General features: G+C 68.3%; 21 protein-coding genes. 17 read left to right on the forward strand and 4 right to left on the reverse strand.

Features of this window, described 5'->3' with window-relative positions:
* Nucleotides 1-13: 13 nt before the first annotated feature.
* Both MRS60_RS19975 and MRS60_RS19980 read left to right on the forward strand, forming a co-directional pair.
* On the forward strand, nucleotides 14-1312 hold the full coding sequence (locus MRS60_RS19975) for a c-type cytochrome (RefSeq protein WP_243566488.1): 1299 nt from the start codon (nucleotides 14-16) through the stop codon (nucleotides 1310-1312).
* Nucleotides 1313-1465: 153 nt separating this feature from the next.
* A complete protein-coding gene (locus MRS60_RS19980) occupies nucleotides 1466-2911 on the forward strand; it encodes an NAD-dependent succinate-semialdehyde dehydrogenase (protein ID WP_243566489.1) in 1446 nt (481 codons plus the stop codon).
* An 82-nt stretch (nucleotides 2912-2993) separates the two neighbouring features.
* On the opposite strand, the gene MRS60_RS19985 is transcribed toward MRS60_RS19980, so the two are convergent.
* The gene (locus MRS60_RS19985) at nucleotides 2994-4043 is read right to left on the reverse strand and encodes a hypothetical protein (RefSeq protein ID WP_243566490.1); all 1050 of its coding nucleotides are present in this window, start codon (nucleotides 4041-4043) and stop codon (nucleotides 2994-2996) included.
* 362 nt (nucleotides 4044-4405) lie between these two features.
* The gene (locus MRS60_RS19990; RefSeq protein WP_243566491.1) at nucleotides 4406-4666 is read right to left on the reverse strand and encodes a hypothetical protein; all 261 of its coding nucleotides are present in this window, start codon (nucleotides 4664-4666) and stop codon (nucleotides 4406-4408) included.
* Nucleotides 4667-4829: 163 nt separating this feature from the next.
* On the opposite strand from MRS60_RS19990, the gene MRS60_RS19995 reads away from it, so the two are divergent.
* Nucleotides 4830-5096: a hypothetical protein gene (locus tag MRS60_RS19995; protein ID WP_131948374.1), complete on the forward strand. Its 267-nt coding sequence runs from the start codon at nucleotides 4830-4832 to the stop codon at nucleotides 5094-5096.
* 146 nt (nucleotides 5097-5242) lie between these two features.
* The gene (locus MRS60_RS20000; protein WP_034179519.1) at nucleotides 5243-5614 is read left to right on the forward strand and encodes a DUF4430 domain-containing protein; all 372 of its coding nucleotides are present in this window, start codon (nucleotides 5243-5245) and stop codon (nucleotides 5612-5614) included.
* 43 nt (nucleotides 5615-5657) lie between these two features.
* Here the strand turns inward: MRS60_RS20000 and tagH are convergent, their stop codons facing one another.
* Both tagH and MRS60_RS20010 read right to left on the reverse strand, forming a co-directional pair.
* Nucleotides 5658-7127 carry a type VI secretion system-associated FHA domain protein TagH gene (gene tagH / locus MRS60_RS20005; protein WP_243566492.1) on the reverse strand — a complete coding sequence of 490 codons (1470 nt, stop codon included), beginning with the start codon at nucleotides 7125-7127 and terminating at the stop codon, nucleotides 5658-5660.
* A gap of 48 nt (nucleotides 7128-7175) precedes the next feature.
* The gene (locus MRS60_RS20010; RefSeq protein ID WP_034179517.1) at nucleotides 7176-7562 is read right to left on the reverse strand and encodes a TssQ family T6SS-associated lipoprotein; all 387 of its coding nucleotides are present in this window, start codon (nucleotides 7560-7562) and stop codon (nucleotides 7176-7178) included.
* Nucleotides 7563-8199: 637 nt separating this feature from the next.
* On the opposite strand from MRS60_RS20010, the gene tssJ reads away from it, so the two are divergent.
* The 13 genes from tssJ to tssG all read left to right on the forward strand — a co-directional run bounded on the left by tssJ (nucleotide 8200) and on the right by tssG (nucleotide 25513).
* Nucleotides 8200-8715, forward strand: coding sequence for a type VI secretion system lipoprotein TssJ (gene tssJ / locus MRS60_RS20015; protein ID WP_243566493.1), 516 nt, complete (start codon nucleotides 8200-8202; stop codon nucleotides 8713-8715).
* Nucleotides 8712-10109, forward strand: coding sequence for a type VI secretion system baseplate subunit TssK (tssK, locus tag MRS60_RS20020; protein WP_243566494.1), 1398 nt, complete (start codon nucleotides 8712-8714; stop codon nucleotides 10107-10109). The genes tssJ and tssK overlap by 4 nt, the downstream gene beginning before the upstream one ends.
* Nucleotides 10110-10123: 14 nt before the next feature.
* Complete coding sequence (locus MRS60_RS20025) at nucleotides 10124-11458, forward strand: DotU family type VI secretion system protein (RefSeq protein WP_243566495.1); 1335 nt, start codon at nucleotides 10124-10126, stop codon at nucleotides 11456-11458.
* 1 nt (nucleotide 11459) lies between these two features.
* Nucleotides 11460-15086 (forward strand): type VI secretion system membrane subunit TssM, encoded by a 3627-nt coding sequence (gene tssM, locus MRS60_RS20030; RefSeq protein WP_243566496.1) that lies wholly within the window; start codon nucleotides 11460-11462, stop codon nucleotides 15084-15086.
* Entirely contained in the window at nucleotides 15083-15775 is a 693-nt protein-coding gene (gene tagF, locus MRS60_RS20035; RefSeq protein ID WP_374955254.1) for a type VI secretion system-associated protein TagF, read from the forward strand. The genes tssM and tagF overlap by 4 nt, the downstream gene beginning before the upstream one ends.
* A 40-nt stretch (nucleotides 15776-15815) precedes the next feature.
* A complete protein-coding gene (locus MRS60_RS20040) occupies nucleotides 15816-18176 on the forward strand; it encodes a serine/threonine protein kinase (RefSeq protein ID WP_243566497.1) in 2361 nt (786 codons plus the stop codon).
* A complete protein-coding gene (gene tssA, locus MRS60_RS20045; RefSeq protein ID WP_243566498.1) occupies nucleotides 18163-19278 on the forward strand; it encodes a type VI secretion system protein TssA in 1116 nt (371 codons plus the stop codon). Before MRS60_RS20040 ends, tssA begins: the two co-directional genes overlap by 14 nt.
* 77 nt (nucleotides 19279-19355) lie before the next feature.
* Entirely contained in the window at nucleotides 19356-19910 is a 555-nt protein-coding gene (gene tssB, locus MRS60_RS20050; RefSeq protein WP_034179510.1) for a type VI secretion system contractile sheath small subunit, read from the forward strand.
* Nucleotides 19903-21411 (forward strand): type VI secretion system contractile sheath large subunit, encoded by a 1509-nt coding sequence (gene tssC / locus MRS60_RS20055; protein ID WP_243566499.1) that lies wholly within the window; start codon nucleotides 19903-19905, stop codon nucleotides 21409-21411. The genes tssB and tssC overlap by 8 nt, the downstream gene beginning before the upstream one ends.
* Before the next feature lie 47 nt (nucleotides 21412-21458).
* Complete coding sequence (locus MRS60_RS20060; protein ID WP_152865349.1) at nucleotides 21459-21950, forward strand: Hcp family type VI secretion system effector; 492 nt, start codon at nucleotides 21459-21461, stop codon at nucleotides 21948-21950.
* 26 nt (nucleotides 21951-21976) lie between these two features.
* Nucleotides 21977-22534, forward strand: coding sequence for a type VI secretion system baseplate subunit TssE (tssE, locus tag MRS60_RS20065; RefSeq protein WP_243566500.1), 558 nt, complete (start codon nucleotides 21977-21979; stop codon nucleotides 22532-22534).
* A gap of 4 nt (nucleotides 22535-22538) precedes the next feature.
* Nucleotides 22539-24410 carry a type VI secretion system baseplate subunit TssF gene (gene tssF, locus MRS60_RS20070; RefSeq protein ID WP_243566501.1) on the forward strand — a complete coding sequence of 624 codons (1872 nt, stop codon included), beginning with the start codon at nucleotides 22539-22541 and terminating at the stop codon, nucleotides 24408-24410.
* Nucleotides 24407-25513 carry a type VI secretion system baseplate subunit TssG gene (gene tssG / locus MRS60_RS20075; RefSeq protein WP_243566502.1) on the forward strand — a complete coding sequence of 369 codons (1107 nt, stop codon included), beginning with the start codon at nucleotides 24407-24409 and terminating at the stop codon, nucleotides 25511-25513. Before tssF ends, tssG begins: the two co-directional genes overlap by 4 nt.

The following is a 25513-nucleotide window of genomic DNA, read 5'->3' on the forward strand; positions in this document are numbered from 1 at the left end:
GGGGGAGACGAACATGCGAAACCTCAACCTGAACACGCTCGGTGCATCGCTGCTCGCACTGTCCGCGCTGCTGGCCGGCACGGCCGCGCACGCCGCGCAGGCGGCACCGGCCGACAGCGCGCTCGTCGCGCGCGGCGCGTATCTCGCGAAAGCCGGCGATTGCGTCGCATGCCATACCGCGCCGCGCGGCACACCGTTCGCGGGCGGCCTGAAGATGGCCACGCCGATGGGCGCGATCTACACGACCAACATCACGCCCGATCCGGACACGGGCATTGGCGGCTATACGGAAGCCGATTTCGCGAGCGCGTTGCGTAAGGGCGTCGCGAAGGACGGCCGTCACCTGTATCCGGCGATGCCGTATCCGTCGTACGCGAAGCTGAAGGACGACGACGTGAAGGCGCTGTACGCGTACTTCATGCACGGCGTCGAACCGGTGAAGCAGGCGAACCGGCCGTCCGACATCCCGTGGCCGCTCAACATGCGCTGGCCGCTCGCATTGTGGAACGCGGTGTTCCTCGACACGACGCCATACGCCGACAAGCCGGGCAAGGATGCGGCGTGGAACCGCGGCGCATATCTCGTGCAGGGGCTCGGACACTGCGGGTCGTGCCACACGCCGCGCGGTGTCGGCTTCCAGGAGAAGGCGCTCGACGAAGGCGGCACGGCGTTCCTGTCGGGCGCGGCGATCGACAACTGGTTCGCGTCGAACCTGACCGGCGAGCACAACACGGGGCTCGGCCGCTGGAACGAGGCCGACGTCGCGCAGTTCCTGAAGACCGGCGCGAACCGCCACGCGACCGCGTTCGGCTCGATGGTGAGCGTGATCAACCACAGCACGCAGGCGCTGAGCGACGACGATCTGGCAGCGATTTCCCGCTACCTGAAATCGCTGCCGGCCGCGGGCGGCACGGGCGCGCCGCCGTACAGCTACGATCCGAAGCCGACGCAGGTGGTGCTGGGCCGGCCGGCAGCCGACCCGGGCGCGAAGGTGTATAACGCTTACTGCCTGCATTGCCACGGCGCGGACGGGCGCGGTTACGCGCCGCTGCTCGCGCCGCTCGCCGGCAATCCGAACGTGCTCGAAACCGATGCATCGTCGCTGATCAACGTGACGCTGAACGGCAGCGACACGCTCGTGATCGACGGCGTGCCGTCCGCGTATCCGATGCCGGCGTTCTCGAACCAGTTGAACGATCGGCAGATCGCCGACGTGCTGACGTTCATGCGCGCCGGCTGGAACAACGGCGCGCCGGCCGTGCAGGCGGCGGACGTCGCGAAACTCCGCAAGGCGACGGCGGCCGCGCACTGAGCGCGGCCCCATGCGGGACGACGGCAGGCCGGTGTGCCTGCCGTCTGCACCGCCGGGTGGTTGTCAGCCCCGGCGGCTTTGCTCTTTCTGTCAACCGGCGCGCTGCCGCTCGCGGCAGCGCGCGTTTTATCGACGCAATGTAGGGGTGTCTGGATGGCTAACGTGACTTATACGGATACGCAACTGCTGATCGACGGCGAGTGGGTCGACGCCGCGAGCGGCAAGACGATCGACGTCGTGAACCCGGCGACCGGCAACACGATCGGCAAGGTGGCCCACGCGGGCATCGCCGATCTCGACCGCGCGCTCGCCGCCGCGCAGCGCGGTTTCGAAACGTGGCGCAAGGTGCCCGCGCACGAACGCGCGGCGACGATGCGCAAGGCGGCCGCGCTGGTGCGCGAGCGCGCCGACGCGATCGCTCAGTTGATGACGCAGGAACAGGGCAAGCCGCTCACCGAGGCACGCGTCGAAGTGCTGTCGGCGGCCGACATCATCGAATGGTTCGCGGACGAAGGCCGCCGCGTGTACGGCCGGATCGTGCCGCCGCGCAACCTCGGCGCGCAGCAGACGGTCGTGAAGGAGCCGGTCGGCCCGGTCGCCGCGTTCACGCCGTGGAATTTCCCGGTCAACCAGGTCGTGCGCAAGCTGAGCGCCGCGCTCGCGACCGGCTGCTCGTTCCTCGTGAAGGCGCCGGAGGAAACCCCCGCATCGCCGGCCGCGCTGCTGCGCGCGTTCGTCGACGCAGGCGTGCCGGCCGGCGTGATCGGCCTCGTGTACGGCGATCCGGCTGAAATCTCGTCGTACCTGATCCCGCACCCGGTGATCCGCAAGGTCACGTTCACGGGTTCGACGCCGGTCGGCAAGCAGCTCGCCGCGCTGGCTGGCCAGCATATGAAGCGCGCGACGATGGAGCTGGGCGGGCACGCACCGGTGATCGTCGCCGAGGACGCCGACGTCGCGCTCGCGGTGAAGGCCGCCGGCGGCGCGAAGTTCCGCAACGCGGGGCAGGTCTGCATTTCGCCGACGCGCTTCCTCGTGCACAACAGCATCCGCGACGAGTTCACGCGCGCGCTGGTCAAGCACGCCGAAGGGCTGAAGATCGGCAACGGCCTCGAGGAAGGCACGACGCTCGGCGCGCTCGCGAACCCGCGCCGGCTGACCGCGATGGCGTCGGTGGTCGAGAACGCGCGCAAGGTCGGCGCGAGCATCGAGACGGGCGGCGAGCGGATCGGCTCGGCAGGCAACTTCTTCGCGCCGACCGTGATCGCGAACGTGCCGCTCGAAGCGGACGTGTTCAACAACGAGCCGTTCGGCCCGGTCGCGGCGATTCGCGGCTTCGACAAGCTCGAGGACGCGATCGCGGAAGCGAACCGTCTGCCGTTCGGGCTGGCCGGCTACGCGTTCACGCGTTCGTTCGCGAACGTGCACCTGCTCACGCAGCGCCTCGAAGTCGGGATGCTTTGGATCAACCAGCCGGCCACGCCGTGGCCGGAAATGCCGTTCGGCGGCGTGAAGGACTCGGGCTACGGGTCGGAAGGCGGGCCGGAAGCGCTCGAGCCGTATCTCGTGACGAAGTCGGTGACGGTGATGGCGGTTTGACAACCGGTTGAGCGTAGCGAGGCCGCCGCTTCCGCGTATGGGGGCGGCGGCCTTTTCTTCGCGCGTTGACCGGCGGCGAATCTCAGCGGGCCGGCAGAATGCCCTCGAAGACGCCTTTCACTGCGTCCTGCTCGCCGGGGTTCAGATCTCCGTAGGTTCGCGGAACCGCGCCGCATTGAGCGACCTCCGCGCTTGCGACCTTTCCTTTCGCGACTGCCCATTCGGCCGACAGATTGCCTTCGAATATCATGCCGAAGCGGCTATTGGCACCCGCCGCCTGACCCCAGCCGTTCACCATCATCGCTTCCTGCGCTCCGCCCCACGCGATCGGGTGCTTGCCGTTCTGCGACTCGCCGCGGTTCTGGCAGGACCCGGCATTCGGCACGCAGTGGCCCCCGATGATTTGCTCCGGCGCGGCCTTCTTCACGTCGGCCAGGTCCATCAGCATGTAGTTCTCGAGATTGACCAGATAGTCGCGATTGCTTTCGGCGATCAGGATCGCCGCCATCGCGTTGCCGAGCGCCTGATCGTTCGCGGCGGTTCCGCTCAGGCCGCCCGAGTAAACCGTCTTCATCGCGTTGAGCAGGTCCGCCTGCTTCCTGTCTTTGGTGGCCCTGGCAAACATCGTCGGGTAGTCGCTGGCGAAACACGTGCTCGGGTTCCCGTACGCGCGTCCCCAGAAGTGAATGTAGTTCGAGTATTGCCCGCCGCCACACTGGCGATAATAAATGGCCTGGTTCATCGAGAAGAACTGACTCTGGCCTCCTGTTCCCGCGCATTGATAGGCTGCGAGACGCAGGAACTTCAACGGGCTCACGACGTTGCCGAAATAGTTGCGGGTGCCGGGACCCTCTGCAGGTAGGTGATCGTTCGCCCCGTCGCAACGTTTCGGGTCGGGCGGGGGCGTTACCGGCGTCAACGACGTATTCCCGGCGGCGGTGACTCGCGCGTTCGCGACCTTGAGCGCGGCGTCGCGCAATACATCCGACGTCACGTAGAGCGGCCCTCCGCGCATGCCGACGGCATAGCAGGCGGTCGCCCCCTGCGCCTGCGTGGCGAAAGAAAGTGCGGCGGCAAACGAACATGCGGCGATCCCCAGGGTGCCGCCGATAAGTTTACGATCGATATCCATGAACGGGCTCCAGTGATTTCGTGGATGGGAGAGGGCCCACGAGCGGGCATGCGTCAACGACAAGCAGGCGCACGCAGACGGCCTATGGGCCGAAAGCGCTGCCCGACATCATCGGGCGAAGGACACAGGAGGAAGGGACGTTCGGGGCGAGCGGTTGTGACCTGCCCGGGGAGCGGAGGGGCGCTGTGCGTCAGTCACGCCCGAGCGGTATGACGGGCCGCCGGTCCATTGGCTATTCTCTGATCGATACGAGTATCGGGATTTTCACGGACGGCAACGCGCGCGTAATGGAGAAATGACGATTGCGCCATAGGCTCTTCAACTGCCTCGCCCACAAAAATGCGGACAGGTTCGAATCCAGATCACGGAGTGATCGTTGCCTCGTCCACGACGATCACGTAGCGACCGCCATCCGAGCAGGTTACGGCGATCGTGCGGGTATCGTGCTTGTCTTCCGGCATGCGGGCGCCAATGACATTCATTCTCGCTTCTTGATTGAGCAGTGAGGAAATTCGTGTAGAACCCGGCACGAGGAACAGGGAAAAATATCGTCCGTAATCCCCGTCGAATCGGGGCGACGGCCCTTCAATAGTAGATTCCAGTTCCCAATGTGCATTCAACACCTGTCTGACGCACTTCCAGCCAATCCGTGCGGAACAACGACCGGCTCGAGTGGGACAATCCTGAACGCGCGACACGGTTTGAAGCCCATCTTTTTAAAGCGACGGGAAATGACTTTTCAGCCATCGCGGGCGAAACCGTGCAGTCGCCACACCGAGCGCGCCGTTGGCACCGATGATCGTCGGGGTTCCTTTGTTTGTCGTGACGAGCAACGTCCGCGGTGAAGCAAACCCGGACCAGTCGAGTGACTGTCATTGCGGGGGGGCGGTCCATCGCCTATTCTCCGATCAGTACGAATATCAGGATTTCACGGACGGCAAAGGCGCCTGTAATAGAAGAACGGAAAATGCGCCATACGAAACGGGGATCATGCTGACAGAACTTGCAACAATCACCGAGCGACGCCATCTGATTGAAACAGTCTGCCTGTGATTCGGCGATCGGCTTGAATTGAGCGATCGGCAAACGATCGATACAGCTTTCAGGCACCCAGGTCAGAACCTGGCACTTTCAACAAACAAAGAAAAAGAGCAGAGGGACGCAGTTCAGGCATTAACCACCACTACGGAGATATCTTCATGGCCAACTCGATAGCGAATCAATTCGTCGATTGGGGTTCGGAATTTCACAATCCGCCGTGGCAAGCGAACGACAGCATCGCGATTGCCCCCGGCGTGACAACCGTATTCGATCTGCTGACGGCCGACGGCGTGTCGCCCGCTCTCAACCCGCAATCGCAGGGTTCAGGCGCGAACCTGTTCATTACGGCCTTGGGTGGAGTAGAGGCCAACCAGGGCGGCAACGGCTACTGGTGGGTGTATTTCGTCAACGGCCGGATGCCCGACGTCTCATGTGCGGTCTACACGCTGCAACCCGGCGATAGCGTGGCCTGGGACTACAAGCACTACTCGAGCGGCTTGAAGCAGGCGGTTCATCCGCCGCTGGCTTGACGGTCGTCGCGCGATCCATGCGACGCGGCCGGCATCGGCCCCTTCAATGCCGGCCGCTCCCCCGATAGCTCTCCACTTCCGCGTCGTACGCCGCCAGAAACGCCTTGCCGAACACCGACGCGAAATCGTCCTCGATCGCGAACACCGTATCGCGATGGGTCGCCGCGTAGCGATCCCACATCCGCGCCTTGTACAGCGCGGGCACGCGCTTCTCGTACCAGCGCATCGCATCGTCGCGTTCGCGCAGCCGTTGCGGCGAAAAGCGCGTCAGCAGATCCATCAGCGCGGCGCGCATGCCGGCGACCATGCCGATCTGGTGCGCGTGCAGATCCTGGAACGCATCGCTGACCGCGCTCTGCGGCGACATGAAGCCCGGCAGCGGCAGCCCGAACATCTGCCGCAGCACCGCGCCGCCGTCCGGTAGCAGCTTCAGCGGGTTGTTCTCGCGATCGAGCAGCATCGTCATGTGCGCCTTCACCTCGCGCTTCAGGATGCTGCGCGACGACAGCAGCTCGACCGTGCCGTTCGCGAACAGCGCCAGCAACTGGCCCGCGATGTAGAGCTGTTCGGCCGACCATTGATGCGATTCGGCGGCCGTATCGAGCCCCGCACCTTCGAAGAACGCGTTCAGCAATTCGTCGGGTGTCGGCGGCGCCGGCGCACGCGCGGCCTGCGGCGCCGGTTCGTCGACCGGACGCACGTCGGCGCGCGCGGCCGCCGGCTGCACGCGCACGTGCTGCGTCCACTCGGGTGCGTGGTCCGCCTGCGTCGCGGACGACGACGCCTCGCGATCCGCATTGCGTCGATCGGCCGACGGCGCCGTGCCCGCCGCGCCGATATCGCCGGACGACTGCGCGAACAGATCGAGCGGATCGGTCGATAGCTGATCCAGGTCGCGCTGCGACGGCGCGGATGGCATGGCGTGCCGTGCGGCACGGTTCGCCGGCTGCGCCGCATCGGCGCGGGCAGGACCGCCCGGCCCGGCGCCGGTATCCGCCGCCTTGCCGCGCGGGGCGAGACGATCCTGGAGCAGCGCCCACAGCCGGTTGCCGGCGCCTTTCGTGTCGTCGCGCGAAGGCGAGGGCGAGGGGGGCGGCGAAGGCTGCGCCGATCCGGCCGCCTCCGGCGCGCCGCGCCTGTCGACGTGCACGCCGCCGGTATCGGGCGCCATGTCGATGACCGGCGCGTCGCTGCCGTCGTCGCGTTCGGCCCGCAGCACGTACGGCCCGATGCGGATGATGTCGCCGGTATTGAGCGGGCGTTCCTGCGCATAGCCGACCGGCTCGCGATTCACCTCGATCGTCGACACGCTGCTCAGGTTCTTCAGCAGGCACGCGTCGTCGCCGACCTGCAGCAGCGCCTGCAGCCGCGAAATCTGCCGCGTGTCGTCGCGCAGCACCAGATGGTTGTCGCTGGCCCGGCCGATGGTGCCGCCCGGCGGGTGAAACACGACGGCTTCGCAGGAGTCGTTTTCGACCGGTTCGCCGGCATGTTCGATCACGATCAGTTGCATGTCATACGTCGCTCGGTGGATGAAGCGCTCGCGTGGAAACCGGTTCGTTCAGGATGACGACGCATGTCTGCGGCGCGCGAACTCGAACGCGGGCCCCCAGACCGGATGCCCCTTCTCGGCGGCGGACAGGTCGAAGCGCGGGTTGAGGTCGAGAATCTTCGAGAATTCGGCGCGGCACTGCGCGACGCGGTTCGTCACGCAATAGCTGAACGCGAGGAGCTTGTGCGCGGCGACCTGCGTGTCGGTGTCGGCGCCGTCGATCTCCTTCGCGCGGCTCAGCAGCGCGATCGTGCGCCCGTAGTCGCCGGCGGCGTACGCGGCGCGCGCGCTGTCGACCGTCGCATGCGCGGCCGACCGGGTCGGGGACGTGCCGCACCCGCCGGCCCCCAGCAACAAGGCGCCGAGGAAAATAACGAGCAATGAACGGCCTTTCATTTTTGAAATGAAAATTCGGCGTAATTGGAAAATGTGAAAGGTGGCACACAAGCGCTGTTGGATTCTAGTGCCAATCATCGGCATCGATGCCGCTGTTACGTTTTGTTTCAACTGGACGATCCGATTCCATTTAAATCGAAAAATAGACTACGAACTTCAGCACTTGTTAATCCTAAAAAACGACCTATAGTTCGCTGTGTTTTTCGGATTCGTCAGTTGTTTTATCGGCGCTCGGCAATGCACGAAAAACCGGACCGTCCGTTCGGGCGGCACGAACAGCCTGGCACACCATCAGCGTCGCGAGCATCCCTTGCCCGGCGGCCGGCTGGCTTGCGCCCTACGCCCATCCGACAGGTGTCCATGCAATAGAACCGGGCCGCCACGGCGAACCGGTCGGGTAAGTTTTTTCGATTAATAACCAATCTCGATTCAATTACCTTTCACCTCGACAATTCAACTTTCATAAATCCAGGATGATTTGCCCCGGTTTTTACGATAAGAATTTGCCGGAAAAAATTTCAGCGGAAGGATATGCCAAACACATAATTACCGGTCAATTAATTGTCCCTTTTTAATCCGATCAACCGGTTTCGAACTCGGCAACCGGCGGATGGCTATTGGGTGGCGAGGGTGGAATATGCAATGGCGGTCGAGCAGTTTCATCGTATGGGGATGCGTATTGCTGTTTCCGGGGTGCGGCGCGACGGAGCACTCAGCCGCGGTGCCGTATGCGATCACGGTCGACGTTGCGCCGGACGTCAACCCTGACATGAATCGCAAGCCTTCGCCGATCGTGCTGAAGGTGTTCCAGCTTCGCGCGGCGTCGGCGTTCGACAGCGCGGATTTCTTCTCGCTGCAGGACAAGCCCGGGAACGTACTCGGCGCGGATCTGCTCGGCACCGACCGCGTGATCCTGCGGCCGGGCGAATCGCGCACGCTGCACTATCGCGGCAACGTCGAGGCCGGCGCGATCGGTGTCGTCGCCGAATACCGGATGCTCGAAAAGAACCGCTGGCGGCTGACGGTGCCGCTGCCGCGCGCGAAGCAGCTCAACCTCTACAAGTTCTGGCAGACGTCGCCGGGCGAGCTGAAGCTGTCGATCGCGGTCCGGAACGGCGGCATCGCACTGAACGACGCGCAGGGGCGCCCATGACCGAACCGACGATGTCCGCGACGCCGGTCGCGGCCCTCCGCCAGCGCGTGGTATGGACCGAGGGGATGTTCCTGCGGCCGCAGCATTTCCAGCAGCTCGAACGGCACTGGGAACGCTACGTCGCGCTGCGCTGCCTGCCGCTGCAAGGGTTCTACTGGGGCTTCGATACGCTGGAAATCGATCGCGAGCAGCTCGCGCTCGGCAAGGTCGCGCTGCGCGCCGCGTCGGGCGTGATGCGCGACGGTACGCCGTTCGACCTGTCGCATCCGGACGATCTCCCCGAACCGCTCGACGTACCGGCCGACGCGAAGGATCAGCTCGTCGTGCTTGCGCTGCCGCTGTGGCGCGGCGGCGGCGAGGAGGTGTCGTTCGGTGCGGGTACAGCAAACGGTAGCAATGGCGCAAACGGCAACGCCGACGTCGCACGCTACGTCGTGCGCGAATACGAAGTGGCCGATGCGAACGCGGTCGCGCTCGGCCCCGCGCTGCTGCAGACGGGGCGCCTGAACGTGCGGCTGATGCTCGAAGCCGAGCTGACCGGCGACTGGCACGCGCTCGGCATCGCACGGGTCGTCGAGCGGCGCACCGACGCGCGGCTGCTCGTCGACGACGGCTACATTCCGCCGCGGCTGGTCGCGCAGCACGATGCCGTGCTGCTGGCGTATGCGCGCGAGCTGCACGGGCTGCTCACGCAGCGCAGCGAGGCGCTCGCGGAACGGCTGTCGGAGCCGGGGCGCGGCGGCGTGTCGGAAGTCGCGGACTTCCTGCTGCTGCAGCTCGTGAACCGTTATCTCGCACTGACCTGGCATGCGCAGCAGCACGTGTCGACGCATCCGGAAGCGCTGTTCTGCGACTGGCTGAAGCTCGCATGCGACCTGAGCACGTTCACGGCGGCCGGCCGCCGCCCGCAGTCGCTCGCGGTCTACGTGCACGACGACCTGCGCACGAGTTTCGCGGAACTGATGACGGAACTGCGCCGGTCGCTGTCGACGGTGCTCGAACAGAACGCAATCCAGATCGAGCTGCGCGACGCGGGCAACGGCATCCGGGTCGCGACGCTGGCCGACCCGGCGCTGCGCGACACGGCCGGCTTCGTGCTGGCGGTGCGCGCGGACGTGCCGGCCGACAGCCTGCGCGCGCGCTTTCCCGCGCAGGCGAAGCTCGGGCCGGTCGAGCGGATTCGCGATCTGGTGCAGTTGCAACTGCCGGGCATCACGATGCGCCAGTTGCCGGTCGCACCGCGGCAGATCCCGTATCACGCGGGTCATACGTACTTCGAGATCGACAAGGGCAGCGACCTGTGGAAGCAACTGGCGCGCTCCGGCGGTCTCGCATTTCATTTCGCCGGCGAATTCCCTGGGCTCTCGATGGAGTTCTGGGCGATCCGCGGGTGAGGGCGGGCATCGCGATGAATAGTTCTTCCGATTCGATCGCCACCGGCGCAGGCGCGGGCGGCTTTGTGCCGCCGAATCCGGGCGGCATGCATCCGGCCGCCGCATCCGGTACCTCCGGCGCGGCCGGGCCGACGGCCACGCAGCCGCGGCCGGGCCGCTGGGCCGCGAGCGGAACGAACCCGCTCGTCGCGGCCGCGAACCCGTTGCTCAACCTCGTGCCGCAGATCCGCTCGACCGTCCATCATCCGAACCCGGCGTGGCTGCGCGAGCATCTCGTCGTCGAGATCCGGCAGTTCGAGGCGCGCGCGCAGGAAGCCGGCGTGCCGTCCGAGGCGATCATCGGCGCGCGCTACTGCCTGTGCACGGCGCTCGACGAAGCGGCCGCGCTGACGCCGTGGGGCGGCAGCGTATGGTCGTCGCACAGCCTGCTCGTGTCGTTCCACAACGAGACGTGGGGCGGCGAGAAGTTCTTCCACCTGCTCGAACGCCTGTCGCAACAGCCGCGCCAGCATCTCGACCTGCTCGAGCTGCTGTATTTCTGTCTCGCGCTCGGCTTCGAGGGCCGCTATCGCGTGCTCGACAACGGCCACGCGCAGCTCGACGGGCTGCGGCGCCAGCTCGCGCAGACGATCCGTTCGGTGCGCGGCGAATTCGATCCCGCGCTGTCGCCGCACTGGCGCGACGTCGTCACGCGCGACGTCGCGCGCCGTTTCACCGTGCCGCTGTGGGTGTGCGTGGCGCTCGCGCTGCTGATCGGCTTCGGCGTGTTCGTCGGGCTGCGCATCGCGCTTGCCGGGCATTCGGATCAACTGTTCGCGTCGATCGACGCGCTGCATGTGCCAAAGCTGCAGCCCGCGCAGGCGCCGCCGCGCCCGGCGCCGGCGCCGCGCGTCGCGAAGTTTCTGGCACCCGAGATCGCGGCCGGCCTCGTGTCGGTGCGCGACGACGCCGATCGCAGCGTGATCGTGCTGCGCGGCGACGGGCTGTTCAAGTCCGGCTCGACGTCGGTGATCGACCGCTACGTGCCGGTGCTCGCGCGCGTCGCCGACGCGCTGAACAAGGTGCCCGGCAACGTGCGCGTGACCGGCTACACCGACGACACGCCCGTGCATACCGCGCGCTTCGCGTCGAACTGGGACCTGTCGCGCGAACGCGCGGAGGCCGTGCGCAGCATGATCGCCGCGCGGCTCGACCATCCGGAACGGCTCGCTGCGGAAGGGCGCGGCACGCTCGATCCGGTCGCGCCGAACGATTCGCTGGCGAACCGCGCGCTGAACCGGCGCGTCGAGATCACGCTGCTGCCGGCGCCCGGCAGCGCCGCCGTCGGCGCGACGCAGGGGGCGAACTGACATGAACCAGGCTGTCGCGCGTTTCGTCCGGCCGTTGCCGTCGCGGGAGATCTGGACCTTCGCCGGTCTCGTCGTGCTCGCGTGCTTCGTGTGGCTCGCGGGCCCGCTGTTCGCGTTCGCCGAGATCCGGCCGCTCGAAAGCGGCTGGGCGCGCGGGCTGACGATCGCGGTGCTGTTCGCCGCGTGGGGTGCGCGTGTCGCGTGGCGAAGCTGGCGCGCGGGCCGCCTCAATGCGCAGTTGCTGAACCAGCTTCGCGAGGCCGTGCCGGGGCCGGCCACCGCCGACGATCCGGCGAAGGCGCAGCTCGACGAACTGCGCAGTCGCTTCGACGAAGCCGCAACGCTGCTGAAGAAGGTCCGCTTCGGGCAAGCCGATGCCGTGCGCAAGGGCCTGCCGCGCTGGTTCGACCGGATGTCGCGCCAGTATCTGTATCAATTGCCGTGGTACGTGTTCATCGGCGCGCCGGGCTCGGGCAAGACGACCGCGCTCGTGAATTCCGGGCTCAGCTTTCCGCTCGCCGAGCAGTTCGGCCGCGCGGCAATTCGCGGCGTGGGCGGCACGCGGCACTGCGACTGGTGGTTCACGAACGACGCGGTATTGATCGACACGGCCGGCCGCTATACGACGCACGAAGGCAACCGCGCGCTCGACGAAGCCGAGTGGAAAGGCTTCGTCGACCTGCTGAAGAAATACCGCACGCGCCAGCCGCTGAACGGCGCGATGCTGACGATCAGCGTGGCCGACCTGCTCGGCGCGTCGGAAGCCGAACGCACGCAGCACGCGATGGTGCTGCGCAAGCGGCTGCTCGAACTGCGCGCGCAGCTCGGCATCCGTTTTCCCGTGTACCTGCTCGTGACGAAGGCCGACCTGCTCGCGGGCTTTGCCGAGTATTTCGGCGGCTACGGCCGCGCGGAATGCGCGCAGGTGTGGGGCTTCACGTTCCCGCTCGCGCAGAGCGAGGCGCCCGGCTTCGACCTGCGCGCGGCATTCGACCGCGAATACCGGCTGCTGCACCAGCGGCTGAACGACGGGCTGCCCGAACTGCTCGCCGCGCAGACCGATGCGCGCCAGCGCGAGATGACCTACCTGCTGCCGCAGCAGATCGCCGACCTGCAGGACATGCTCGGCCAGTTCGTCGCCGAGGTGTTTTCCGTATCGAGCTTCGAGCCGATGCCGATGCTGCGCGGCGTCTACCTGACGAGCGGCACGCAGGAGGGCACCGCGTTCGATCGCGTGATGAGCGGCATCAAGCGCTTCCTGAAGATCGAGGGCGTGCCGCCGGTCGCGCAGGTCGGCTCGACCGGGCGCAGTTTCTTCCTGAAGTCGCTGCTGCAGGAGCACATCTTCCGCGAAGCCGCGCTCGCCGGCAGCGACCTGCGCTGGCATCAGAAGCGGCGTGTGCTGCGGATAGCCGGCTACGCGCTGCTTGCGCTCGCATGCGTGGCCGTGCTGGTCGCGTGGCTGCGCAGCTATTCGAACAATCGCACGTATCTCGACCAGATCGCCGCGCGTGTGCCGGCCGTCGATTCACGGATCGCCGGCGCGAAATTCTCCGACGCGTCCGACATCGCGCGGCTGCTGCCCGTGCTCGACGCGCTCGGCGGGCTCGCGAATGCGGGCGGCGTCGACTTGCAGCATCCGCCGCTCGCATATCGGTGGGGGCTGTTCCAGGGCGAGAAGATCGACGAAGCCGTCGATGCCGTGTACCGGCGCGCGCTCGACGACGTGCTGCTGCCGATCGCCGCGAGCCGGATGGAAGCCGCGCTGCGCGACGCGCGGCCCGACGAAACCGACTACGCGTATGCGGCGCTGAAGGCGTACCTGATGCTGTACGACAGCGCGCACTACGATCCCGCATTCGTGCAGGCCGTCGTCGATCTGGAAATGGAGCGCTCGCTGCCGCCCGATTTCTCGCCGGCCGAACGGTCCGCGCTGCGCGCGCATCTCGCCGCACTGTTCGGCAACCGCGTCGCGGTGTCGCCGTATCCGATGAACGAGCGGCTCGTGGCCGACGTGCGCGACCGGCTGCGACAGGTGCCGTTCTCGCAGCGGCTGTACCGGCAGCTCACGCGCACGCTGCGCCCGGCGACGTCCGCGTTCGACTTCAGCGTCGCGCGTGCGGTCGGCCCCGACGCGTCGCTGGTGTTCCGGCGCCAGAGCGGCAAGCCGCTGTCGGAAGCAGTGCCGGGCCTCTATACGCGCAACGGCTATCGCAACGTGTTCGCGCCGCGCCTGGCCGGCGAGGTCGAAGCATACGGGCGCGAAGAGGTATGGGTGCTGAACCTCGGATTGTCGGAGATCCCCGGGCCGAACGACGCGGCCGCGTGGGCGCGCGACATCCGCCAGCTCTACCTGAACGACTACCTGAAGATCTGGGACGACTATCTTGCCGACATCAAGCTGCAACGCACCGCAACGCTCGCGCAGAGCATCCAGGTGGCGCGTGCGCTGTCGTCGGCCGATTCGCCGCTCACGCGGCTGATGGTCGCGCTCGCGCGCGATACGGCGCTCGGCGATGCGCCGGGCGGCGCGCGCAATCTGGCGGCGCGTGCGCAGGACAAGGTCGACGAGGCGCGCAGTTCGCTGTCGCAGATCTTCGCGGGCCAGGCCAGCGACGCGAATCCGTCCGCAGCGGCGCCCGCGAGCCCCGAGCAGATCGTCGACAGCCACTTCGCCGGCTTGCGCGCGTTCGCGCCGGGCAGCGGCGACCAGGCGCAGGGATTCGACGCGGTGCTGAAGTCGATCGACGCGCTGTACACGTACCTGACGGCCACCGACGACGCGCTGCGCAGCGGTGCGCAACCGCCGCCGTCCGACGCGCCCGCGCGGCTGCGCGCGCAGGCCGGCCGCCTGCCGACGCCGTTCCGCGAAGTGCTCGACGACCTGTCGAACGTCGCGAACGGCAGCGTCGCGACCGTCGAGCAGCGCAGCGTCGCGCTGCGGGCCGGCGCGAATGTCGGCGACTTCTGCCGGCAGGCGATCGCGGGCCGCTATCCGTTCGCGCGCGGATCGTCGCGCGACGTCGCACCGGCGGATTTCGCGCAGATGTTCGCGCCGGGCGGCCTGATGGACGATTTCTTCCAGAAGAACCTGCAGTCGATCGTCGATACGACGTCGCACCCGTGGCGCTTCGCGAACCGCAATGCGGACGCCGACCCGTCGGCGGCCGCGATGCTCGCGTCGTTCGAGAAGGCCGCGGTGATCCGCGACGCGTATTTCGGCGGCGGGGCGCGCACCGCGCAGTTGAAGGTGCAGATCCAGCCGCTCGAAATGGACCCGTCGATCACGGAGATGGTGCTCGACGTCGACGGGCAGATCGTCCGCTACGCGCACGGCCCGCTCGTGCAGAGCGCGGTGGACTGGCCGGGCCCGCGCGGCAGCAACCAGGTGCGGCTGCAGGTGTCGGCGCAGGCCGGCGCGGCCGACGGCTTCACGACCGGCGGGCCGTGGGCGCTGCACCGGCTGTTCGACCGTGCGGCCGTGTCGGCCGGGCGCGGCTCGGACCAGATGATTGCGCGCTTCACGGTCGACGGCAAACCGATCGTGCTGCAGGTGAATGCGGGCAGCGTCCGCAACCCGTTCAGGCTGGCCCAGATGGAGTCCTTTACATGCCCTCCGAAGCCATGAGCCCCACACCGCCGCTCGCGCGCGCCGCCGGCGACGCGCCGGCCTGGTACGGGAAGATTCCCGGCGCCGGCGACTTCGTGAACAGCCGGCTGCCGCATGCGCTCGCGCTGTGGTGGGAACGCTGGCTCCAGCAGGGGATGGCCGCGATGCGCCAGCGCGGCGCGGACGAGATCGAGCGCCATTACACGGTCGCGCCGGTATGGAATTTCCTGATCCCGACGGGCGCCGGCGCGTCGTGCGTGCAGCCGGGCTGCCTCGCGCCGAGCTGCGACCGCGTGGGGCGCTACTACCCGGTGATCGTCACGCTGCCGATGCGCGCGGCCGATTACTGGAACGGGCTGCCGGACACCGCCGACGCGTTCTACTGGCAGGTCGGCCATGCGCTGCTCGACGCGATCCGCCATGCGCGCGCGCCGGGCGATCTCGAACGGACACTGGAACGCGTGCGGCTCGTGCCGGGCGGCGGCAGGCATGCGGAACGCGTCGACGGCATGCCGGCGACGCTGCCGGAGCAGCCGGCGCCGGCCGCGTGGCCGGGGCTGTCCGGCTATTTCGATCCGCACGGCGGCACCAGCTTCTGGTGGACCAATCGTGCCGACGGATCGCCGCTGCGCACGCATGCGCATACGGGCACGCCCGACAACGCGCTGTTTCTGACGCTGTTCGGCGGCGGTCAACAGCCCGGCTGAAGCGCGACGGGCAGAAGGCACACGGTTTCAAGAGGTGGACATGAAGGACGCTGGATCGAGAGACAACGAGTACGACACGGCGACACGCGGCGACGCATCCGAATTCACGGTGCGGCCGCTGCCGCTCGGCCATCGCCTCGGTGAGCTGCAGCTCGACGAGGTGCTGGGGATCGGCGGTTTCGGGATCGTCTATCGCGCATTCGACCGCACGTTGCGGCGCGCGGTCGCGATCAAGGAGTACATGCCGTCGATGCTCGCGACGCGCGGCGGCGACTACACGGTGTCGCTGCGTTCCGAGCGGTTCGCGCAGGCGTTCGACGCAGGGCGCGGCGCGTTCCTCAACGAGGCGCGCCTGCTCGCGCAATTCGATCATCCGGGGCTCGTCAAGGTCCTGCACTTCTGGGAAAGCCACGGCACCGCGTACATGGTGATGCCGTTCTACGAGGGGCGCACGCTCAAGCAGCTGCTCGACGGCGGCATGCGGATCAGCGAGACGCAACTGCGCACCATCGTCGGCGCGCTGCTCGGCGCGCTCGACACGCTGCATCGCGCGCAGTGCTTCCATCGCGACGTGGCGCTCGACAACGTGCTGATCCGCCCGAACGGGAGCGCGATCCTGCTCGACTTCGGCGCGGCGCGCAAACGGATCGGCGATCTCGTCGACGACGGCGCGATGATGATCAAGCCCGGCTACGCGCCGATCGAGCAGTACACCGACGATCCGGCGTTCAGCCAGGGGCCATGGACCGATCTCTATGCGCTCGGCGCGGTGATGCACGCGATGATTACCGGCGAACTGCCGCCCGCGGCCGTCGTGCGCAGCATCAAGGACACGTACCGGCCGCTCGCGTCGCGCGAGTTGCCGGCCGGCGAGGTGTACAGCCCGGCGTTTCTCGCGGCCGTCGATCATGCGCTGCAGCTGCGGATTCCCGATCGGCCGGAGTCGGTCGCGGCGTTCGCGGCGGAGCTCGGGTTGCGGGACTTCGACCGGACGGGTGCCGGGTATGGCGCGGCGGTCGTGCCGCCGGTGGGTGATGCGGGCAGCGGCGGCGAAGGGAAGGGCGAGGCGTCGGCGGGTGCCGCTGCGTCGGGCATCGCGTCGGCTGCTGCTGCTGGTGCTGCTGCTGCGATCGGCGAGGGCGGGACGGCTTCGGGCAAGGTTGCGTCGGATGTGCAGTCGTCAACGCCTGAGCGTCAGGACGATGTGTCGGCACCGACGAACACCGCATCTGCTTCGCCTGCCGAGTCCGGCGCCAAGCCGGAGGCCGGCGCGCCTTCAGCATCGAAGGCGGCTGCAGAGGGCGCCACGATTGCGGCAACGAGCGCGCTGGCATCGTCGGCCTCGCATGCGTCACAGCCGGCGGAGAAGCCGGTTGAATCCGGTGCGCCGAACGGAAACGCTGAGCGTGCAAAGGAGCCGGCCTCCGCAAGAACCGATACGCACCACGAAGCAGATACACGATCCACGAGTGCCGACGCAGACATCGGCAAGCACAGCGCAGCGGATTCCGGGAACACGAACGGGAACGGGAACACGTACGCGTCTGCCGGCGCCGCCGATACGACCGCACCGCATCCCGCTGCATCGCCATCGAGCCGGGCATCCGCGCCGTCCGGTACCCAACGCAGCCCCTTATTCGCAGGATCGCGCCGCCGCATACCGGCCTACATCGGTGGCGCGCTCGTCGCACTGATCGCCGTCGGCCTCGCCGCAAACTATCTGTCGCGTCCCGCGCGCGTCGCCGACGAGGCCGCACCGGGCGCGAGCCAGCCGCAGGCCGGCACGTCGTCGCCCGCCAGTACGCCGGACACCACGCTGGCCCAGCACGGACCGACGCCGATCGTCGTGCCGCCGTCGAGCCTGCCGGCCGGATCGTCGGCGCAGGTTCCGCCGCCGCCAGTTGCCGCCGCGCCGGCCAGCACACCGGCCGTCGACGCCGCCGCAACCGCACCGCAGGTCGCGACCACCGTCACGAACCCGGCCCCGTCGCAATCCGGCTCCAGCTCGACCATCGCGCCCGCCGGCAGTCTCGACACGTCGGAGCGCGTCGTCAGCGTGTCGCCGTCGGAAGCGGCCGCATCACCGGCGGCGACGCCCGCCCCGGCGCCGAAGCCGCCGTCGGAAGCCGATACGGCCGTCGCCGCCGTGAACGTGCTGCCTGCCGAGCAGCGCCCGCCGAAGGCGCAGGAAACCGTCCAGGTGCGCTTCAACGTGCGGCCGTGGGGCGACGTGTACGTGAACGGCGCGCGGCGCGGCGCGAGCCCGCCGCTGCGTTCCGTGTCGCTGACGCCGGGCGTCTACCAGATCGAGATCCGCAACGGCTCGCTGCCGCCGTTGCACCGCACCGTGGCGGTCGATTTCGGCAGCAAACCGATCAACATTGACTATGCATTCGAATGACATCAGCCAGGCGGCACTCGCCGCCGCCGTGCTTTCCCCTGGGTCGCCTGTTCTGCCGGCGCCGTCGCCGCGCGCCGACCTGATCGGCCGGCTGCTCGCGGACGTCGCGCCCGATGCGCCGTGCGGCGCGAACCTCGAATACGACGCCGAGTTCCTGCAGTTGCAGGAGCGCGCGACGCCGCGCGCCGAGCAGCAGTATGGCGACACCGTGATCCCGGCCGAGGCGCCCGACTGGGGCGCGGTCGAGCGGCTCGCGCTGGCGCTGTCCGCACGCACGAAGGACTTGCGCGTCGTCGCGCACCTCGCGCGCAGCTGGATCGAGCAACACGGCATGCCCGGCTATGCGGACGCGCTCGCGGTCGTCGCGATCCTGCTCGAGCGCCGCTGGGACGATCTGCATCCAAGGCTCGACGCCGACGGCGAACCGGACCCGACACCGCGGATGAACGCGCTCGCCGACGTGGCCGGCGCGCACGACTGCGCACGTGCGGCGCGCCGCCAGCCGCTGTTCGACGGCGGCCCGAGCGTGCGCGATGCCGAACGGCTGCTCGACGGCCGCGACGAAGCCGGTGGCCGCGCGAGCCTGATTGCCGCGCTGTCGGCCGTGCGCGGCGACGGCACGACGCCGCTCGACGCCGCGCGCGCCGCGCTGCAAGCGCTGGACACGATCCGCGCGTGCGTGATCGACAAGCTCGGCCGCGAGTGGGCGCCCGATGCAGGCGATGCGGAGAAGGCGTTGCAACGGATCGTGCGCGAAGTGCCGGTGCCCGAGCCGCAACCGGACGCGCTGGACGATCCGGGTTCCACGCTGCAGGCCGTATCCGGTGACGCATCGCAGGCCGGCGTCACACCTGTTGCGCCCGCGGCGATGCCGAACGCACACGCATGGCGCGATGCCGAGCTAGCGAGCCGCGACGACGTACGGCTCGGCCTCGACAAGATGTGCCGCTATTTCGAGCTGCACGAGCCGGGCCATCCGGCGCCGCTGCTGCTGCGGCGTGCGCAGCGGCTGCTCGCGCTCGACTTCTACGAAATCATCCGCGATCTCGCGCCGGAGAGCCTGCCGAAACTGGACCTGCTGAGCGGCGAGCGAAGCGAATGAAACGAACGAACTAAGGAAGCCGCCGCGCGGGCGGCGGCAACGTACTGAGCAACCTGATCGACGTGAAGGAGTGGACGATGACTGACAGAACCAAGGCAGCGGGCAGCGGACAGAAGTTCATCGCGCGCAATCGGGCGCCGCGCGTGCAGATCGAATACGACGTCGAAACCTACGGCGCCGAGCGCAAGGTGCAGTTGCCGTTCGTGATGGGCGTGATTTCCGACCTGGCGGGCAAGCGCGCCGAGCCGCTGCCGGATCTGCCGGAGCGCAAGTTCCTCGAGATCGACGTCGACAACTTCGACGAGCGGATGAAGTCGGTCGCGCCGCGCGTCGCGTTCCAGGTGCCGAACACGCTGACGGGCGAAGGGATGCTCAACGTCGACATGACGTTCGAGCAGATCGACGATTTCTCGCCGGCCGCGATCGCGCGCAACGTCGACGCGCTGCGCCGGCTGCTGGAAGCTCGCACCGAGCTGTCGAACCTGCTGTCGTACATGGACGGCAAGCACGGCGCCGAACAGCTGATCGAGCGCGCGATCAACGATCCCGACCTGCTGAAGACGCTCGTGCGCAATCCTCACGAATCCGCGCAGCGCGGCGATGCGACCCAACCGGAGGCCCGCGATGAATGACCCCGTCCAAACCCGCGCCGACACGCGCGACGCCGCGCAGCCGGCCGTCGCGCACGACGAGTTCGCCGCGCTGCTGCAAAAGGAATTCAAGCCGAAGACGGCCGAGGCGCGCGAATCGGTGGAGCGCGCGGTGCGCACGCTCGCGCAGCAGGCGCTCGAACATACGGTCGGCATGACGACCGACGCGTACGGCAGCGTGAAGCAGATCATCGCGGAGATCGACCGGAAGCTGTCCGACCAGATCAACCAGATCCTGCATCACGACGAGTTCCAGACACTCGAAGGCGCGTGGCGCGGCCTGCATTACCTCGTCACGCATACCGAGACCGACGAGCTGCTGAAGATCAAGGCGCTGCCGGCGTCGCGCAACGAGGTCGCGCGGATGCTGAAGCGCTACAAGGGCGTCGCGTGGGACCAGAGCCCACTGTTCCGCAAGATCTACGAGGAGGAATACGGGCAGTTCGGCGGCGAGCCGTTCGGCTGCCTCGTCGGCGATTTCCATTTCAACCACAGCCCGCCCGACGTCGAGATGCTCGGCGAGCTGTCGAAGATCGCGGCGGCCGCGCACGCGCCGTTCATTGCCGGCGCGTCGCCGGAGCTGATGCAGATGGATTCGTGGCAGGAGCTGTCGAACCCGCGCGACCTGACGAAGATCTTCCAGAACACCGAATACGCGGCGTGGCGCAGCCTGCGGCAGTCGGAGGATTCGCGCTACGTCGGCCTCGCGATGCCGCGTTTTCTTGCGCGGCTGCCGTACGGCGCGCGCACCAATCCGGTCGACGAATTCGACTTCGAGGAAGACACCGACGCTGCGAACCACGACCGCTATACATGGGCGAATTCGGCGTACGCGATGGCCGCGAACATCAACCGCTCGTTCAAGCAGTACGGCTGGTGCTCGTCGATCCGCGGCGTCGAATCGGGCGGGGCGGTCGAAGGGCTGCCGAGCCATACGTTCCCGACCGACGACGGCGGCATCGACCAGAAATGCCCGACCGAGATCGCGATCAGCGACCGCCGCGAGGCCGAGCTCGCGAAGAACGGCTTCATGCCGTTCGTACACCGGAAGAACTCCGATTTCGCGGCGTTCATCGGCGCGCAGTCGCTGTACCAGCCGGCCGAATACCACGATCCCGACGCGACCGCAAACGCACGGCTGTCCGGCCGCCTGCCGTACCTGTTCGCGTGCTGCCGCTTCGCGCATTACCTGAAGTGCATCGTGCGCGACAAGATCGGCTCGTTCCGCGAGCGCGACGACATGGAGCGCTGGCTGAACGACTGGATCATGAACTACGTCGACGGCGACCCCGTGAACTCGTCGCAGGAAACCAAGGCGCGCAAGCCGCTCGCGGCCGCGCAGGTGGTCGTCGACGAGGTCGAGGACAACCCCGGCTACTACACGTCGAAATTCTTCCTGCGGCCGCACTACCAGCTCGAAGGGCTCACCGTGTCGTTGCGGCTGATCTCGCGGCTGCCGACCGCGAAGGCGGCGAACGAATGAGTTGCAACCGGCATTCAACCTGACCTCGAACCGAAACGGAGACGGCAATGGGCGTGGCAATGTTTATGAAGGTGGACGGCGTGACCGGCGAATCGGCGGACGCGCAGCACAAGGGCTGGACCGACATCCAGTCGTTCACGTGGGGCGCGAGCCAGCCGGGCGCGATGGCGAGCGGCAGCGGCGGCAACGCGGGCAAGGCGAGCTTCAACGATCTCGTCGTTTCCGCATACATGGACAAGGGCGCGCCAGCGATCATCAAGAACTGCGCGAACGGCAAGCACCTGTCGTCGGTCGAGATTTCGGCGTGCAAGACGGGCGGCACGCAGGTCGAATTCATGCGCGTGACGCTGCAGGAGGTGCTCGTCACGTCCGCGCAGGTCGCGGGCATCGATCCGGGCGACGTCGCGGACCGGCTGATGATGCATTACGGCTTCCAGGCCGCGAAGGTGAAGAAGCAGTACTGGCAGCAGAACGACAACGGCGGCAAGGGCGCCGAGGTGACGGTCGGCTGGAACATCAAGGAAAACACCGAGATGTGACGAGGCGGGCACGCACGGAGACGACGATGGACGATCCGCGAACCCGCGACGGCCGCGAGGGCCGGGAAGGCAGCCTGCGCGACCGGCTGCAGCCCGCGTTGCTCGACCGGCTCACCGACGACGCGTCGCAGCGCGCGGCCGAAGCGCCCGGCGCGCAATGGATCGGCACCGAGCGGTTGCGCACCGCCGTGCTGCGCGATCTCGCGTGGCTGCTCAACACGCGCAACGCCGAGGACGGTTTCGTCGACTGGGCCGCGTTCGCGCACGCGCAGGCGTCGGTGCTGAACTACGGGATGCGGCCGCTCGTCGGCAAGCCGATGTCGGGCGTCGAGCGGATGTCGGTCGAGGCGTCGATCCGCGATGCGATCGTCCGCTTCGAGCCGCGCATCGCGCCCGACAGCGTCGAAGTGCACAGCGTGATCGACGCGCCGGGCGGCCGGGCCGGCGAACGGCGCCACAACGTGCTGCTGTTCGAGATCCGCGGCACGCTGTGGTCGATCCCGCATCCGCTCGAATTCGTGCTGCGCTCCGACCTCGATCTGGAAACGGGCGCGATGTCGCTGCAATCCGCGGCGGGGGCCTGACGCGATGGATACGCGCCTGCTCGACTACTACAACCGCGAACTCGCTTACCTGCGCGAGCTCGGCGGCGAATTCGCGCAGCAGTTCCCGAAGGTCGCCGCGCGGCTGCGGCTGCACGAATCGGGGCCGCCCGACCCGTACGTCGAACGGCTGCTCGAGGGCTTCAGCTTCCTCACCGCGCGCGTGCAGCTGAAGATGGACGCAGAATTCCCGCGCTTCACGCAGGCGCTGCTCGATGCCGTGTATCCCGGCTATATCGCGCCGCTGCCGTCGATGGCGATCGTCCGGTTCGCGCCGATGATGAACGAAGGCAGCCTCGCACAGGGCTGGCGGCTGCCGGCCGGCACCGCGCTGCGCGCGCGACCGGCCGCGTCCGAGCAGACCGCGTGCGAATTCCGTACCGCGCACGACCTGACGCTGTGGCCGCTCGAACTGACCGATGCGACCGTCACCGGCGCGCCGTCGTGGCTGCCGCGCGGCGCCGTCGCGGCGCGGCAGGACGTGCGCGGCGCGCTGCGCATCCGGCTGAAGGCGCGCGGCGGTGCGAAGCTGTCGCAACTGCCGCTCGACCGGCTGACGTTCCATCTCGCGGGTCCCGAGCGCGACGCGCTGCACCTGCTCGAACTGATCGCCGCGCATGCGCTCGGCGTCGTGTGTCACGACCCGGCCCAGCCGCCGCGCTGGCTGCATACGCTCGACGCCGACGCGATCGTCCACGAAGGTTTCGATCCGGCGCAGGCGATCCTGCCCGACGACGGCCGCAGCTTCCACGGCTACCGGCTGCTGCGCGAGTATTTCGCGTTTCCGGCGCGCTTCCTGTTCTTCAGCATCGGCGGGCTGCGCGCCGCGCTCGCGCGCGCGACCGGCGACGAGTGCGAGCTGACCGTGCTGTTCGATCGCCACGACGCGGCGCTCGAAGCGGCCGTCGACGCGCGCCATCTCGCGCTGAACTGCACGCCGGCCGTGAACCTGTTCGCGCGCCGCGCCGATCGGATTCCGCTGCAGCCGGGCGCGCGCGAGCATCATGTCGTCGTCGACCGCAGCCGGCCGCTCGACTACGAGGTCTATGCGGTGCAGCGGCTCGCAAGCGAGCAGCGCGACGACGGGCAGTCGCGCGAATTCCGGCCGTTTCACGCATCGTTCGCCGGCGACGACGGCAACCACGGCGCGTACTACACGGTGCGGCGCGAGCCGCGGCTGGTGTCCGCGCAGGCGCGCGCGAACGGCACGCGCACCGGCTATGTCGGTAGCGAGACCTACGTGTCGCTCGTCGACAGCCAGTGTGCGCCGTACGACGAAACGATGCGCTACCTGTCCGCCGATACGCTGTGCACGAACCGCGATCTCGTGCTGCTGCAGCCGCCCGGCGACGCGAACACGTTCACGCTGCGCGTGTCGGCCCCGGTCGAGCGCATCGTCGCGATCCGCGGCCCGTCGCGGCCGCGCCCGCCGATCGCCGACGCGCAAACCGCGTGGCGATTGATCCGCCATCTCGGCCTGGCACGCCACACGCTGACCGATCTCGACGACGACGAGGGCGCGCATGCGCTGCGCGAGTTGCTCGGCCTGCATGCCGACCCGGCCGACGCCGCGATGCGCCGGCAGATCGACGGCGTGCAGCGCGTCGCGTTCTCGCCGGTGTTCCGCCGGCTGCCGGCGCTCGGGCCGCTGATGTTCGGGCGCGGCGTGCAGGTCGACGTGACCGTCGACGACCATGCGTTCTCCGGCGACAGCCCGTTCCTGCTCGGCGCGGTGCTCGAACAGTTCTTCGCACGCCATGTGTCGATCAACGCATTCGCCGAATGCGTGCTGACCAGCGCGCAGCGCGGCACGCTCGCGCACTGGCCTGCGCGCATCGGCAGGCGGCCCGCGATATGAAACGCGACACGACGCCCGGCGTGCAGCCGACCGCCGCCGACGCCCGCCGCGATGCGTGGTGGGCTCGCTTGCGGGCCGCGCCGCACGGCTACGACCTGTTCCAGGCGCTGCGCTGGCTCGACGCGCTGTCGCCCGGCCGCGCGCCGCTCGGCCATGCCGCGCGGCCGCGCGACGAGCCGGTGCGGCTCGGGCAGCAGCCGTCGCTCGCATTCGCGGCGTCGATGCTGGCCGGCGTGCACGAGAACGGAACCGCGCCGCCGCGCATCGCGATCCATGGTTTCGGGCTGTTCGGGCCGAACGGGCCACTGCCGACGCACCTGACCGAATACGCGCACGAGCGCGCGGCGCAGCACGACGACCCGACCTTTGCCGCGTTCGCGGACCTGTTCCATCACCGGCTGATCCTGCTGTTCTACCGTGCGTGGGCCGACGCGCAGCCGACGGTGAGCCTCGATCGCCCGGAGCGCGCACGGTTCGACGGCTATATCGCGAGCCTGATCGGGCGCGCGGCGCACGGCGACAGGCCGGCCGCGCAAGCCGGTGCCTCGGCCACGGCAACCGCCGACACGCTCGCGCCGCATGCACGCTATTTCCATGCCGGCCATCTCGTGCGGCACACACGCAACCCGGAAGGGCTCGTGCAGATCCTGCGCCGGCATTTCGGCGTCGACGTGCGCATCGTCGAGCACGTGCCGCAGTGGGTCGCGATCGAGCGCTCGCAGCGCTGCACGATCCGCGCGACGCGGCCGACGTTGCGTGTCGGCGCCGTCGCGCTCGGCGTCGCGGTGCGCGATGCGCAGTCGCGTTTCCGGATCGTGCTCGGCCCGCTGTCGCTCGACGCCTACCGCGGCTTCCTGCCGGGCGGCCCGCATGCGCGGCAGCTTGCGCAATGGGTGCGCGAATACGTCGGCATCGAGTTCGACTGGGACGTGCAGCTCGAACTGGCCGCCGACGCGGTGCCGGCGATCGCGCTCGGCGCGCGGCAGGGGATCGGCCGCACCGCGTGGCTCGGGCAGCGGCTCGAACCGGGCCCCGCGCGCGACCTCGTCGTCCGCTACGACGTGCGGCGTGGCGGTGCCCCCCTTCATCGCGAAACCGCCTAA

This window comes from Burkholderia pyrrocinia (assembly GCF_022809715.1).
In the GTDB taxonomy this organism is placed as follows: Bacteria; Pseudomonadota; Gammaproteobacteria; order Burkholderiales; family Burkholderiaceae; genus Burkholderia; species Burkholderia pyrrocinia_C.

What these genes read in the sequence shown, in the direction of transcription:
- MRS60_RS19975 (WP_243566488.1), top strand. Translation starts at nt 14, where the DNA reads ATGCGAAACCTCAACCTGAACACGCTCGGTGCATCGCTGCTCGCACTG.
- MRS60_RS19980 (WP_243566489.1), top strand. Translation starts at nt 1,466, where the DNA reads ATGGCTAACGTGACTTATACGGATACGCAACTGCTGATCGACGGCGAG.
- MRS60_RS19985 (WP_243566490.1), bottom strand. Translation starts at nt 4,043, where the DNA reads ATGGATATCGATCGTAAACTTATCGGCGGCACCCTGGGGATCGCCGCA.
- MRS60_RS20000 (WP_034179519.1), top strand. Translation starts at nt 5,243, where the DNA reads ATGGCCAACTCGATAGCGAATCAATTCGTCGATTGGGGTTCGGAATTT.
- tagH (WP_243566492.1), bottom strand. Translation starts at nt 7,127, where the DNA reads ATGCAACTGATCGTGATCGAACATGCCGGCGAACCGGTCGAAAACGAC.
- MRS60_RS20010 (WP_034179517.1), bottom strand. Translation starts at nt 7,562, where the DNA reads ATGAAAGGCCGTTCATTGCTCGTTATTTTCCTCGGCGCCTTGTTGCTG.
- tssJ (WP_243566493.1), top strand. Translation starts at nt 8,200, where the DNA reads ATGCAATGGCGGTCGAGCAGTTTCATCGTATGGGGATGCGTATTGCTG.
- tssK (WP_243566494.1), top strand. Translation starts at nt 8,712, where the DNA reads ATGACCGAACCGACGATGTCCGCGACGCCGGTCGCGGCCCTCCGCCAG.
- MRS60_RS20025 (WP_243566495.1), top strand. Translation starts at nt 10,124, where the DNA reads ATGAATAGTTCTTCCGATTCGATCGCCACCGGCGCAGGCGCGGGCGGC.
- tssM (WP_243566496.1), top strand. Translation starts at nt 11,460, where the DNA reads ATGAACCAGGCTGTCGCGCGTTTCGTCCGGCCGTTGCCGTCGCGGGAG.
- tagF (WP_374955254.1), top strand. Translation starts at nt 15,083, where the DNA reads ATGAGCCCCACACCGCCGCTCGCGCGCGCCGCCGGCGACGCGCCGGCC.
- MRS60_RS20040 (WP_243566497.1), top strand. Translation starts at nt 15,816, where the DNA reads ATGAAGGACGCTGGATCGAGAGACAACGAGTACGACACGGCGACACGC.
- tssA (WP_243566498.1), top strand. Translation starts at nt 18,163, where the DNA reads ATGCATTCGAATGACATCAGCCAGGCGGCACTCGCCGCCGCCGTGCTT.
- tssB (WP_034179510.1), top strand. Translation starts at nt 19,356, where the DNA reads ATGACTGACAGAACCAAGGCAGCGGGCAGCGGACAGAAGTTCATCGCG.
- tssC (WP_243566499.1), top strand. Translation starts at nt 19,903, where the DNA reads ATGAATGACCCCGTCCAAACCCGCGCCGACACGCGCGACGCCGCGCAG.
- MRS60_RS20060 (WP_152865349.1), top strand. Translation starts at nt 21,459, where the DNA reads ATGGGCGTGGCAATGTTTATGAAGGTGGACGGCGTGACCGGCGAATCG.
- tssE (WP_243566500.1), top strand. Translation starts at nt 21,977, where the DNA reads ATGGACGATCCGCGAACCCGCGACGGCCGCGAGGGCCGGGAAGGCAGC.
- tssF (WP_243566501.1), top strand. Translation starts at nt 22,539, where the DNA reads ATGGATACGCGCCTGCTCGACTACTACAACCGCGAACTCGCTTACCTG.
- tssG (WP_243566502.1), top strand. Translation starts at nt 24,407, where the DNA reads ATGAAACGCGACACGACGCCCGGCGTGCAGCCGACCGCCGCCGACGCC.